We start from the raw sequence: 12,288 nt of genomic DNA on the forward strand, positions 1-12,288 counted from the left end.
TATTATTATACATGATGTTTCTCTTATTTGCAAGAGGTATTTTAATTTTTTTACTTTTTAAAAGATATCTGGATAACTGGATATAAAAAAGAGGCTGTCTTAAACAGCCTCCCCTATATACTTATCTACCTTTTCTTGAAGAGCCACCTTTTCTTTGTGCCACTTCTACATTGATCTTACGACCTTTGTATTTTTGTTTTGTAAGTACACCAAGGATTTCATCTTCACAACCATTTGGTACTTCGAAGAATGAGAATTTCTCCATAATGTCTACTCTTCTTACACCATTACGTGGTGTTGAAGTTTCTCTTGTAATCATTTTGATAAGGTCGATATCTTTTAATTTATCTTTTTTACCTAAGTTGATAAATAATCTCACATGATCACCAACTTGACCGGTATTACGGCTAGGTTGCATATCTTCTAATTTAATACGATCATCTGCACTCATTGTTTGGTTTTTCATAACCATTTTGAAAAGTGCTTCAATCATTTGCTCTTGCTCATATCCTTCTTCTACTAAACGATCTAAGCATTCTTTGTAGCGACGTGGCATTTTTGTACCCATCTCATCTTTGATTTGATCAATAAGTTTAGTAGCTTGTTGATCTTTAATTGCTTCGATTGTTGGAATCTCAGCTTGCTCGATCTTTGATTTTGTATAGTTTTGGATAAAACGTAATTTTGAGCGATCTTTTGGTGTACAAAGTGTGTATGAAAGACCTTGTCTCATCGCACGCCCTGTACGACCGATACGGTGTACGTAGTATTCCTCATCTGTTGGAATATCATAGTTGAATACAACATCAATATCATCTACGTCAATCCCTCTAGCCGCTACGTCTGTTGCAACAAGGATGTTTACTAAACCTTTTCTAAATTTAGCCATAACGCTATCTCTTTGAAGTTGTTTCATATCTCCATGAAGTGCTTCTGCTGAGAATCCTCTATGTTGAAGTGCTTCACATACTTCATCTACGCCACGTTTTGTGTTACAGAATACCACACCAAGTTTGAATGCAGTAACTTCCATCATACGGCTAAGAATTTCAATTTTATAACGTTCATTTACATCGATATAATATTGCTTAATGGTGTCTACTGTTACTGTTTTCTTAACAACGCTAATGCGTTCTACGTCTTTTTGGTACTCAGCTGCAATCTCTTGAATTGCTTTTGGTAAAGTTGCTGAGAAAAGGATGAATTGCTTTTCTTCTGGTGCGCTTTGAAGAATTGTATCAATATCTTCTCTAAAGCCCATGTTAAGCATTTCGTCTGCTTCATCTAGTGCAAGCATACGTAAGTCATCTAATTTAAGTGTACGTCTTCTTAAGTGGTCCATCACACGACCTGGTGTACCGATGATGATTTGTGGTTTTTTCTTAAGTGCCATAATTTGTCTGTCCATTGGTTGTCCACCATAAACAGCAAGTGTACGTACATTTTGTTTGTATTTACAAAGTAAACGGAACTCATTTGCAATTTGGTTTGCAAGCTCTCTTGTTGGACATAAGATTAAAGCTTGTACTTTATCACAATTTGCATCAATATTTTCAATGACTGGAATCCCAAAAGCACATGTTTTTCCCGTTCCTGTAGGTGCTTGAGCGATAACGTCTTTACCTGCCATAATTGGATCGATAGATTTCGCCTGAATAGGTGTCATCTCTTCAAATTTCATATCGCTAATTGCACTTTTAATCTCGTCTGATATATCTAGGTCTCTAAAATATTTTGTTTCTATAATCTATACCTCTACAATCTATTAATTTTGTTTTCATATTCGTTGTCTTTTTCTTAGCAAACTTCATGTTATCACAATTCATTTTAAATAACAAGTGTGAACCCAATTAAAAAAGTAGCTTAAAAATACGCTACTTTTCACACTATTTCATAGAGAACGTTTTTCTACCTACTTTTATATGGATTTAGACTCTATTAAAAACCATGTTTTTACCAATATTTTACACGTTATTGAAGTATAATTTTTAAGCTTTTAGGTTCAATTCACTCTTCAATTTAGTATAACATAAAGCACAAACATATTTTTATATGTAGTATACCAATGCATTTTTATAAAAAAAGACATCTACTTTTAAGTAAATGTCTTCCCCCTATGTATACTTGATTTTATACTAAAGAAATATCTTTTCCATCAGCAAATTGTCTTAATGTATCAGTAACAAAATGACTAAACTCACCTTGCATTCTATTTGCTTCTTTAAAATCCTTAATATTAATTGTATTCATCACAACTCCATAACTATAGAAAACCAGTCTTACATCGTTTTCACATATAATACCTGTACAATCATATGCTCCTTTTGCATTGTGCACTTTGACCACTCTCATTCACCTCCCACTTACATAACCGTATCATATTTCAAATATGAAATAAACTATACAGCTATATATTTGGAAGTTACTTACAGATACTCACGAATTAGTAAAATAAATATTTGTTTAAGTGAGGGGGTGCTTATATTTAGTCTACTTACGTGAGTTGGCTAGGTGGATTCTCCTCCACCTGCTACACTCCGCTTTCAGAGAAATGTAACTCATTCAAAAATAATAACGGTGTGAACTCGCTACGCTCAAACAGCACACCTAAAATCATTATTTTTTTATTTCGAACATTTCTTATCTGAAAGCTACGTAGGCAGATTCCGGAGAACGCACCTAGCCAGCTCACTGAATCAAGTTTACGAATATGCCTCCCTCACTTTGTGGACTGCGCCGGCGGAGAGATTACTAAACTGCATGTAGCTTATATTCTAAGTCCATCCTCGAAAAAAGCTCCATGGAGGTCACCCACGCATCACCGCCCTCTTCTACTCAGTTAGGTAAGTTTTCACTTCTAGTGACACGCCCTGGAGAGGAAAGAAGAGAAAACATCTCTTCTTTGGAAAGAAAACTTCCAAGTATTTGATAAGGTTTCTTTCTAGTTTGTTCCTGAGCTCAACCTATCCTAAAAGGTGAGCGTTAGCAAAGCTACTGTGAAGCCTTGCATGTCTCAATATCTTTTGTTACTGAGTTAAGTAAGATACACTTTGTAGAATTAATAGTACTTTTGATCTAAACTCGGAAATGATTAGGCACTTTCACATGAAGGATGTTTAGAAAATGGATTATGTAGTTTAGCTGTCTCTCTACCGGAAGGGTCTATAATGTGATGGGCTGTAAGGTGAGTTATTGTATGGAAACTTTCTCCGCAGACTTTTTAGAGAGGCTTAGAGAATGGAATCAAACTGGTTTTAGGGAAATGTCTGAAGAAAAGTGCACTTCTTTTCTGAGTTTTGACCGTTAGTTTAATGGAATGAACTTAGCCTCTCTTAAAAGGCGAGGACTAGAAGTTGGAATACAATAAGCTTGCTTACATGCCCTCACACTTAACCAAATATTTATTTTAGTTGCTGTTTCTTCCTTACTATAGTATTTCTATAGAACAAAAAAAGACTTTTATAAAAGCTTAGCTTCTATAAAAGTCTTTCAAATCATTAATTATTTTACGCAGTATTCAGCAAGGTATGCTTCCATACGTGCACGCATCTCATCATCAATTACAACTTTTCCATCAATTTCTACGTTGTGAAGTGTTTCAATGATTTCTCTTACTGTTACAATTGGGTATGTTTTAATACCAAATTCTTCTTCAATCTCTTGAATTGCTGTACGATTAGATTGTCCTCTTTCCATACGGTCAACAGAGATGATTAATCCTGCAAGTTCTACATTTGCCGCTGCTTTTAAGATTGGGAAACATTCACGAATAGCTGTCCCTGCTGTAATAACATCTTCAATAATAAGTACTTTGTCACCATCTTGAAGTTTGTACCCTACCATTGTACCACCTTCACCATGGTCTTTTGCTTCTTTACGGTTGAAGCAGTAGTTTACGTCTTTATTATGTTCGTTATTAAGGGCAATTGCTGTTGCTACAGATAATGGAATACCTTTATAAGCTGGTCCAAAAAGTGCATTCACATCTTCTTTAATATTTTCTTGGATACATTTTGCATAAAACTCACCAAGTTTTGCAGCTTGGTAACCTGTTTTATAGTTTCCTGTGTTTACAAAGTAAGGTGTTTTACGTCCACTTTTTGTTGTAAAATCTCCAAAAGTAAGTACTCCAGAACGTACCATAAATTCAATAAATTCTTTTTTGTAACTCATCTATGTTGCCTCCGCTCTTAAATAGGTTTGTCCTACTTATCATAGCATGAAATATTAGCTTTTACTACAAAAAATTCCTTAGCCCATATGATACTGCCATATTTTTTTACAACTATAGGCAGCATAAAGTTCTTGTAAATCTGATATAAAAATTTCTTGTCCTGCTTGCAACAATGTTCCTAACTTTTCAAAAACAATATACATATTCCATTCGGTATAAGGAATTGTATTAAACAGGGTGTGGTATAAAATAGAATGCATAATTGCTTCTTCTACATCATTATAAAAAATATAAGTCAAATAGGCTACTTCATATTCATCTAAAGTCATCTCTAGGTGGGTTTCTATAAAATGAAGTAACGCTTTTAAATGAATGACTTTTTCTTCATCTTCACGCTTAAATGGCATTTTACTATTATTAGTAAAAATCAATGCCTGTCTTTCATATAAGACTTTATCTATCTCCTCTTCCATGTAACTCATTAAATAGCTACTTGCAACCTGTAAAACTTCTTCGTGTTCAAATGCAAAAGGATTATTTTGCGGTGTTGGCTCACTAAAAAATTCTGTCTTCCATTCAATAAACTGCTTTTGCCAAAATCCAAGTACTTCTTTAAGCATATTTGGACGCCCCCCTAAAAAAATATTACACATATATTACATATTAAACGCATGTATAATATTCCACAAGAACTTTTCCTATTTTTTCCATTTTAATATGCCACATTTTTCAAATAATTTTTGTGCATTTTGTCCCATCACCTGTTCTTTCTCTTCTTTTGTCAAATCAGCAAGACTAGGCTCATACCGTGAGATTGGCAAAAGTGGATAATCTGTTCCAAAAAAGACTTTTTCTAATATTCCTATTTCTCTTATGACTTTATAGATAGCTCTGTCATATAAAAATACACCTGCTGCTGTATCATAATACACATTTTTAAAGGCTTCTTTAAGTTCTTTCATGAGTTCATAAAAGATTAAACCACCTCCAAAATGCGCAAGAATAATAGGAATTTCTTGATGATGTCTAATAAAGTTCTCAATACTCTTAAGTGCTATACTTGTTTTGCCTGCATAATCATGTCCTACAAGTTCATTAGCATGTAACAAAATAGGGAGCTGATACGCTATAGCAGCTTCCTTAAGCTCTGTCTTATGGAGATTTTCAAGATCCATATGTTGGCCTTCTGGAAATAGTTCACCAATTCCTCTAAGACCACCTTTGTAACAACGCTCAATTTCCTGAATCATATCCTTATGCCCTGCTCTAAACGTCATAAACCCTATTAATTCTTCTGGATACTTTTTGACCATTTCCATTGTATAATCATTCACATACCTGCAAAGGCCCATATCTTGAAATGAGAACCCAAACACTACTCCTTTATCAAACTGATGACTTTGCAAATGTTCAACTACTTGTTCTGCTGTTGCAAACTTATTATGTGGTGTTTCTGAAAGTAATTTGAAGTAGGGTTCTTTTTCAGCTATTTTTTTCCAATCACGAATAAGTTCAGGCGGAGTAATATGAATATGGGTATCTATTTTCATTAATTTTCTCCTTAATTTTGTGGTACTACTATTTCACTTGATGTTGGACCACTTGTCTCAGATGTACTTGTACTAGGCGTACTTATTTCAGGAATTGGAACTTGTTCTGTCGTTCCATTACCTGCTCCTTCTTGTCCAGTGCCTTCATCCTTTGTTGGTGGTGTATCTGGTATAATAGTCCCACTATTTTGTTCTAATTCTGGCTTTGGAGGTAAGATGCTATAGGGATTCTCTATCACCTTCATAACTTCTTCTGGTGTAATAAGGAAACTTGCATCAATACCTTCAATATAGATTTTATTCGTCTTTTCTTTTAAGGTAAAGCCTTGATTTAAAACTTCTTTAAAACCAGGTAACAGGCTTTCATTCATTTGCTTTAACAAAATAGGCAGTATAAGCGCTTTATTTGTAGTTTCTTCAACCATAGCATATGTATCTTGACCTTTTTGTAAGGTATCAATATAGGTAGTGAAGAAGGCATTCCCGCTTTCATAAATTGCCGTAAATTCTTCTCCCTTTTCGCCTACATTTTTAAAGTTTTCACTAAAGTTTTTAGCCAGTTCTGTTGCCTTTTCACGCATGGTAACAAAGGTCTGTCTATTAAGGCTTTTCAAATCTTTGAGCAACCCAAAACCATCTTGTATACTTGCAATAATTTGATCTTCCATATCACTTGCTAACTTTTTGCGTTCATAACGCGTAGGATCTGTTTCATTTTGGTAATACTCATACCCAAAAAGGAAATAATGCTCCACTAAGTACTCACCAATTATGTTCATATCTTCTACTGTTAGCGTCGCTAATGTAGCCATATCAACTTGACTATTGGTTGCAGCATCTTCTACCTCTTCTTCAGCTACTATCGGCTCTTCTGTTTCAGCTTTAACCTCTTCTTGTACTACTTCTTTTACAGGTTCCTTTTTTTTAGGTTTTTCTTCTTTAGGTGGAAGAGGTGGTTTAATCTTCACTTCCTCTACTTTAATCTCTACTTGAGCTTCTTCTTGTGCTTTGGCAATTTCTTTTTCTGCTTCTTTAAACATTTCTTTGACTTGTTGTGCAATCAATGCATCTGCAATCGTCTTTTCTCTCTTATTGACTTCAATAACCATATCATTAATGATTTCACTTGCAGTATTTAAGGAGCAGGTTGCAACGATACACATAACAATTAATTTAATTAAATTTCTCATTTTGTCCTCCTCCTTAAATTTTACTCTCTAATTTAAAGTCTTTTTGATAAGTATGCCATAGGCCAAGTACACCAATAAATAATGCGCCTACAAACAGCATACCATTACGCCACATAAAAGCTTCAAAGCTTAACTGACTTGTAAGTTTCATACCATATACAAAGGCTACACTAATTAAAATGCCTAAAACAAGAGAAATAAAGAATGCATACGCTTCCTTATTGGTAATCATGGAGAAGAACATACTCATCATTCCTGCAACTACATATAAAAAGAATACTGATATCAATGACATCCCTATTGTTTCAATAGGCCCATAGAAAAAGTTCTTTGCACTTTGTCCAAGCATTACTTGAACATGTAGGAAATCTGAACTCCAGCTTGTACTATATGGGAATACTTGATTACATATTAAAAAGTTCATTCCAAATAAACAGATGAAAAAGACAATCGTATAGAAGAGCAAGGTTAACCATTTACACAAATACCATTTTCCACGACTTTTACACTTAATCACTTCTAACGCCCCAAAGTTATCGTCAAACATCAAGCCACACATTAAAAACAAATACAAAGGTAAGTAGATATACACCACACTCATCGTATCATTAAGAATAAGATAAGTTGTCTCTAATGATGAAAAAGTAATGGCCGTCATATCAGATAACTGAATATACTTTGCCACGCTGACAACAGCTACAAAGCTAAAAGCCACTAAAGTGAGGCACCATCTGACTACATTGAAACTTTCTGAGATATTATAGCGCAACATTTTCACTGTAACCATTTTGCCACACCCTTTCTATATAAGCTTCCAGCTAAAATCACCATACATGATACTGCAAAAGTAATCCCTAATTGCATCATAAGTAACTGTCCCTCTACAACACTTGGCATAATCCATGGAGAGAAAGCAAGTGGTGGGAAATACTTTTCTAAATTTAAATAAGGGAACGCATAAATAAAGAGTAAATATAATACTTGAGGTGTAATCAGTGGAATATAACGTTTTTGATTCACAAAAGTTAAGCTATAAGCAAGTGATCCATAAACTACCCCAAAAACAAAGTTTAATACTACAACCTCGCCAATCATTTTATATGAGTCATAACTTGAAAAACTTCTACACGCTAGCATTAGCAATAAACTTGGAATAAGTAAAGTAATCCCTGATATTAGATTGTTTACCCACCATCTTTTCAAGGTATAATCTCTTCCCTGATTACGTAGCATAAGAAGTTTCTTGTAACCACAATCCTCTTCTAACATGGTCATATTAGAATAGGGTAATGCTGCTAAAAGTGGTGCAATAAAAGGTACGATTAGTGAATGACTTGCTTTAAATGCTTCTGTAGCTGTGTAGGTCTCATTTTGTAAAATATATACCACTAAGCTTCCTAACATTCCTAAACAGCCTAATACTAGTGCAAACAAAAAACTCCGCTCAGCTAATCCTCTCTTAAAATCTGTTAGCATCCATCTCATACAACCACCTCTTCTTGAGATTGTTTGCTACGTTTAACAGTTCCTTTAGAGATTTCAAATAAATCATCACATAGAACTTGAATATCTTCTTTATTGTGGCTTGCTAAAAGAATTGTTACATTCTTTTCTTTCTTCAAATTAGTAAAAAATACTCGCATTTTCTTTACACTCTCTTCATCTAAGCCATTCATAGGCTCGTCCAATATAAGGAGCTCTGGACTATTCATAATGGCTTGAGCTATCCCTAGCTTTTGTCGCATTCCTAAAGAATAAGTGCGTACTGGCTTTTTGTTTTTTGGATCAAGCCCTACAAGTTCCATGCTTTTTTCTAAAGTTTCGATAGATGCCGGTGAGCTAGAAAGTCCATTTAAAATCTTTAAATTTTTCATACCTGAATAATGAGGAATAAAACCTGGTGTTTCAATCAGTACACCAATTGACTTTGGAAATTGCTTCGCATGTGTCATGTTTTGATTTTCTAAGAAGATTTCACCTGATGTAGGACGCATAAGTCCTGATATAAGTTTAAATATAACTGTCTTTCCAGAACCATTACGTCCCACAAATCCATAGATTTTTCCTTTTTCTAGTTCAAAACTTACGTCATTTAAAACTTGTTCTGATTTGAAAGATTTATTTACTTGGTTAAATTTAATATAGTGCGCCATAAATTGCCTCCTTTGGTATACTATGTGCCTCCTTAATTTTACTCTTTACATATGAATATATAATAGAGATTGTATTAATATTTTATAATAGTTTTAATATCATATTTCACAATATTTTTATATTTTTCTTGTTTAATTTATTGCTATTTTTTTAATTAAATCATAATTTCAAACTTCATTATTGAATTATTCTGCCAAATATGTTAATATACATTTCAAAGGGAAAGATGCCTACCCAGTATCTACTCTCATATAAAAATGCCAACCCCCGCACCACTATTCCGGAATGTGGCCCAGGTGGTAGGGCGCCCGTCTGGGGGGCGGGAGGTCGCCAGTTCAAGTCTGGTCATTCCGATTCAAAAAAAGGAAACCGTATCAATAACGGTTTCCTTTTTTATTTACACTCTTATACAAAAAAGGCATTGCTTCTTAAGCAATGCCTTTCATCTTTCTACTTTTAAGACTCTCCACTTTCATTAAGTGCACGACAAGAACTTATAAGCCCAGTCAGACTCCATTCACTGGTTGTATAACTACATTTCCCATCTAATACCATATAAAGTTCACCATCTCCTGTTGGAATAAGTTCTAATTGGCTTTGTGTTCCATCTATATAATCTATTGTGATTGTAGCAACTTTTTGGAATGCAAATGTCTCTACCACTCCAACGGATGTGGGGCTCATTCCTAATACGCTTCCTACAATGCGATCAAAGTTTTCTTGATCTAACTGTTCACCAAGTTCAATCACAAATTTTTCATCTTCTGCTTCTATTTGAAGCTTTTTAACATCTTCTACTTTTGTATCCAAAAATACACTTTGCATTAATGTCTCTGGAGTAATCTCTAACCAATTTAAAGAAGTCTGCATCACTTTATAAATAATATTCGTCTGACCATTCATCATATAGAAATCATCACCTTGTCTTGCTACTGTAAGGGTATCTGACTTTCCTTGTGTTGTTGTGTAAGAGAGCGTAGAAACCGGTCTTTCAAATCCATAACCGGCTTGTTCCTCCTCTGTGGCATCTACAACAGCAATCTCACTTGCTGTAAGCCCCCACAAGCTATCTGCCCAGCTTGTCACATTATATGTGTCTAAGCTTGCTTTAAGAGGTGTTTGCATATCATAAGCCGCTAAAACCGTGATTTCTTCATCTTTTTTTTCTTCTGGTCTATATAAAAGTTCTATCTGCTCCTGCTCTTCATTTTGTAATGTAAGTGTTTCAAACTGCTCACCTGAATCCTGCCCGGGTACAATTTGTTTATCTACAAAATCATAGCGTGTATGTTCTAGATTGTTAGCTACTGCCCTTTCCACAATATAAACCTGATTATTAAAAAGTGCGTAGTATCCTATACTAGAAGGCGCTTCATTACCAATCTTTATCTCATAGATTGTATCATCATTTGTAATCATTTGAAGTTGTAACCATGGATTAGATAATCCATATTGTTCAAGTCCTGCTCCTTCATCTAATTCTAACTTTTGCTTCGCATCTATGTTCATACACTGACTTGTAAATTGACTATATATACTTTCAAGTCGTGGTGCATCTTCTAGTCCTTTTACTTGAAGTACTTCACCACTACGTAAGAATTCAATCTCCTCACCTAAACTTGTTAACTTTATACTTTTTATCTCTTCTTCTGCTACTTCCCACACACTCTCACTTGTTGTTTCAGCTGCTACTTGTTCAGTAGGCTCTATATTCCATACCACAACGCCACCTATAACTAATGCCATAAGTGCTACAAGTGCAATCACTAAACCTTTTATTTGCTTACTCATCTTACTGCCTCCTTTTTCTTCTCACCCATACAGTAAGCCCTACAGCAAGTACTACAACTGGTATAACAATAACAAGTAATACGGTATACATTAATAGACTTCCTTGATTCAATGTAAATGACCCACCACCTAATACTTTTGGTGCAATATTAAAGACATTCTCTCTCTGTGCTAAGGTGTTAAAGCAAGAAAGCATGTATTCCATATTCATTAGTGAACTACTATTTAAGAAATCAGCATAAGTCAACATATCTGACCCAAAAACAATTAATTTAGCCTGGATATCATCTTTAGTATAAACAGACTGTGCTGCTACTGTAATAGGCCCACTTAATACGATGTCTTCTATTTTTTGTACCTTTTCATCTACCAACCCTGATGTCTCAGAATAGCTAAGTACTTCACTTGTTGTATAGCCCATATTTGTACTAAAAAGTAACTCAACCGGACGTGAGAATGGGAAAGCAATTGGTAAATCTGTACGTGCCATATGCTCGGTGTAACTTAAATCTTTAATATCTGCTACGCCATAGAATGCATTATTACTGATGAGTTTATTTGAATTTGTTTCTGCAACTAATCCATTTCCAACACCAATTCCCCATGTGGCAAGCCATTCTTCAAGAACCGGTAAATCTGATTGTTCTGAAGATGCAAAATACATGATAACAGGTGTAGATTCTGTATCTTGTCTCATGAATTGATTTAGTTTAACTATATCTTCTTCCGTATAATCCCTTAACGGTGCTACAGATACAATTATATCTGTATCTTCTGGTACATCTTCTGTTTGTAGCATGATTTGTTTCACTTCAAAGCCGTTCTTTTCAAGAATACTTTCAAAGTTACTATCTTCACTTTCTTCATGCCCTGTTAAGAAAGTAACCACTGGCTTATCCTCTGTTACTACATTCATAATAGCTCCAGTCATAGCATTTTCTGCATTAGAAGAGGTAATACTTGCACCATACCAAGATTGCTGAACGTTAAATATATCATAAACTGTAAGCTTTTCTGTATTTTCTCCACTTGAGACAACAATATCATTTACATCTACATCCAGGTTTCCATATTGAGAAGCCCATGTAGGATTTGTTACTAAGTCTACAAATTTCAAGGTAATGTTACTATTATACTTTTCGTACTGCTCAATAACCGACATTGCTTGTTCAAAATACTCTCCACCACTAGCAAAGCTATTTCGGCTATTCATCACTGTAATTTCTATTTCATTTTCTAATTTAGAGATATAATCAATAGATTCTTGACTAAGTTTAAAGGCTTTATTCGAAGTCAGATCAATTGTTATTGGATATTTTTCTGTTAATACATAGGCAACGATATTCGTTACAACTAAACATAGGATTACAACTATAGTAATCGCTGTACTTACAAGACCTGTCTTTTTTTGTGCTGTTAATTTCATCAT

The 12,288-nt window shown here is 34.5% G+C and carries 11 protein-coding genes and 1 tRNA gene; 1 reads left to right on the forward strand and 11 read right to left on the reverse strand.

The window, feature by feature from the left end; translation table 11 throughout:
- Positions 1-121 precede the first annotated feature (121 nt).
- The 9 genes from BN2390_RS16380 to BN2390_RS16420 all read right to left on the reverse strand — a co-directional run bounded on the left by BN2390_RS16380 (position 122) and on the right by BN2390_RS16420 (position 9,067).
- Positions 122-1,681, reverse strand: a complete 1,560-nt coding sequence (locus BN2390_RS16380) for a DEAD/DEAH box helicase (protein ID WP_242847687.1) — start codon at positions 1,679-1,681, stop codon at positions 122-124.
- 449 nt (positions 1,682-2,130) lie between these two features.
- Positions 2,131-2,352: a hypothetical protein gene (locus tag BN2390_RS16385; RefSeq protein ID WP_154668844.1), complete on the reverse strand. Its 222-nt coding sequence runs from the start codon at positions 2,350-2,352 to the stop codon at positions 2,131-2,133.
- Positions 2,353-3,501: 1,149 nt separating this feature from the next.
- A complete protein-coding gene (pyrE, locus tag BN2390_RS16390) occupies positions 3,502-4,173 on the reverse strand; it encodes an orotate phosphoribosyltransferase (protein ID WP_053985386.1) in 672 nt (223 codons plus the stop codon).
- A gap of 78 nt (positions 4,174-4,251) precedes the next feature.
- Positions 4,252-4,794 carry a hypothetical protein gene (locus tag BN2390_RS16395; RefSeq protein ID WP_053985387.1) on the reverse strand — a complete coding sequence of 181 codons (543 nt, stop codon included), beginning with the start codon at positions 4,792-4,794 and terminating at the stop codon, positions 4,252-4,254.
- Between the two features lie 78 nt (positions 4,795-4,872).
- A complete protein-coding gene (locus BN2390_RS16400) occupies positions 4,873-5,724 on the reverse strand; it encodes an amidohydrolase family protein (protein WP_053985388.1) in 852 nt (283 codons plus the stop codon).
- A gap of 11 nt (positions 5,725-5,735) precedes the next feature.
- Positions 5,736-6,914, reverse strand: coding sequence for a hypothetical protein (locus tag BN2390_RS16405; protein ID WP_053985389.1), 1,179 nt, complete (start codon positions 6,912-6,914; stop codon positions 5,736-5,738).
- Between the two features lie 13 nt (positions 6,915-6,927).
- Entirely contained in the window at positions 6,928-7,701 is a 774-nt protein-coding gene (locus BN2390_RS16410; RefSeq protein ID WP_053985390.1) for a hypothetical protein, read from the reverse strand.
- Positions 7,689-8,399, reverse strand: a complete 711-nt coding sequence (locus BN2390_RS16415; RefSeq protein ID WP_053985391.1) for a hypothetical protein — start codon at positions 8,397-8,399, stop codon at positions 7,689-7,691. Before BN2390_RS16415 ends, BN2390_RS16410 begins: the two co-directional genes overlap by 13 nt.
- The gene (locus tag BN2390_RS16420; RefSeq protein WP_053985392.1) at positions 8,396-9,067 is read right to left on the reverse strand and encodes an ATP-binding cassette domain-containing protein; all 672 of its coding nucleotides are present in this window, start codon (positions 9,065-9,067) and stop codon (positions 8,396-8,398) included. Before BN2390_RS16420 ends, BN2390_RS16415 begins: the two co-directional genes overlap by 4 nt.
- 282 nt (positions 9,068-9,349) lie before the next feature.
- Here BN2390_RS16420 and BN2390_RS16425 point away from each other — a divergent pair.
- Positions 9,350-9,422 (forward strand) — tRNA-Pro (locus BN2390_RS16425).
- A gap of 102 nt (positions 9,423-9,524) precedes the next feature.
- On the opposite strand, the gene BN2390_RS16430 is transcribed toward BN2390_RS16425, so the two are convergent.
- A complete protein-coding gene (locus tag BN2390_RS16430) occupies positions 9,525-10,859 on the reverse strand; it encodes a DUF4340 domain-containing protein (RefSeq protein ID WP_053985393.1) in 1,335 nt (444 codons plus the stop codon).
- A 1-nt stretch (position 10,860) separates the two neighbouring features.
- The gene (locus BN2390_RS16435; RefSeq protein ID WP_053985394.1) at positions 10,861-12,285 is read right to left on the reverse strand and encodes a GldG family protein; all 1,425 of its coding nucleotides are present in this window, start codon (positions 12,283-12,285) and stop codon (positions 10,861-10,863) included.
- Between the last annotated feature and the right edge of the window lie 3 nt (positions 12,286-12,288).

Origin of the sequence: Niameybacter massiliensis (assembly GCF_001282685.1) — a bacterium.
Classification (GTDB): domain Bacteria; phylum Bacillota; class Clostridia; order Lachnospirales; family Cellulosilyticaceae; genus Holtiella; species Holtiella tumoricola.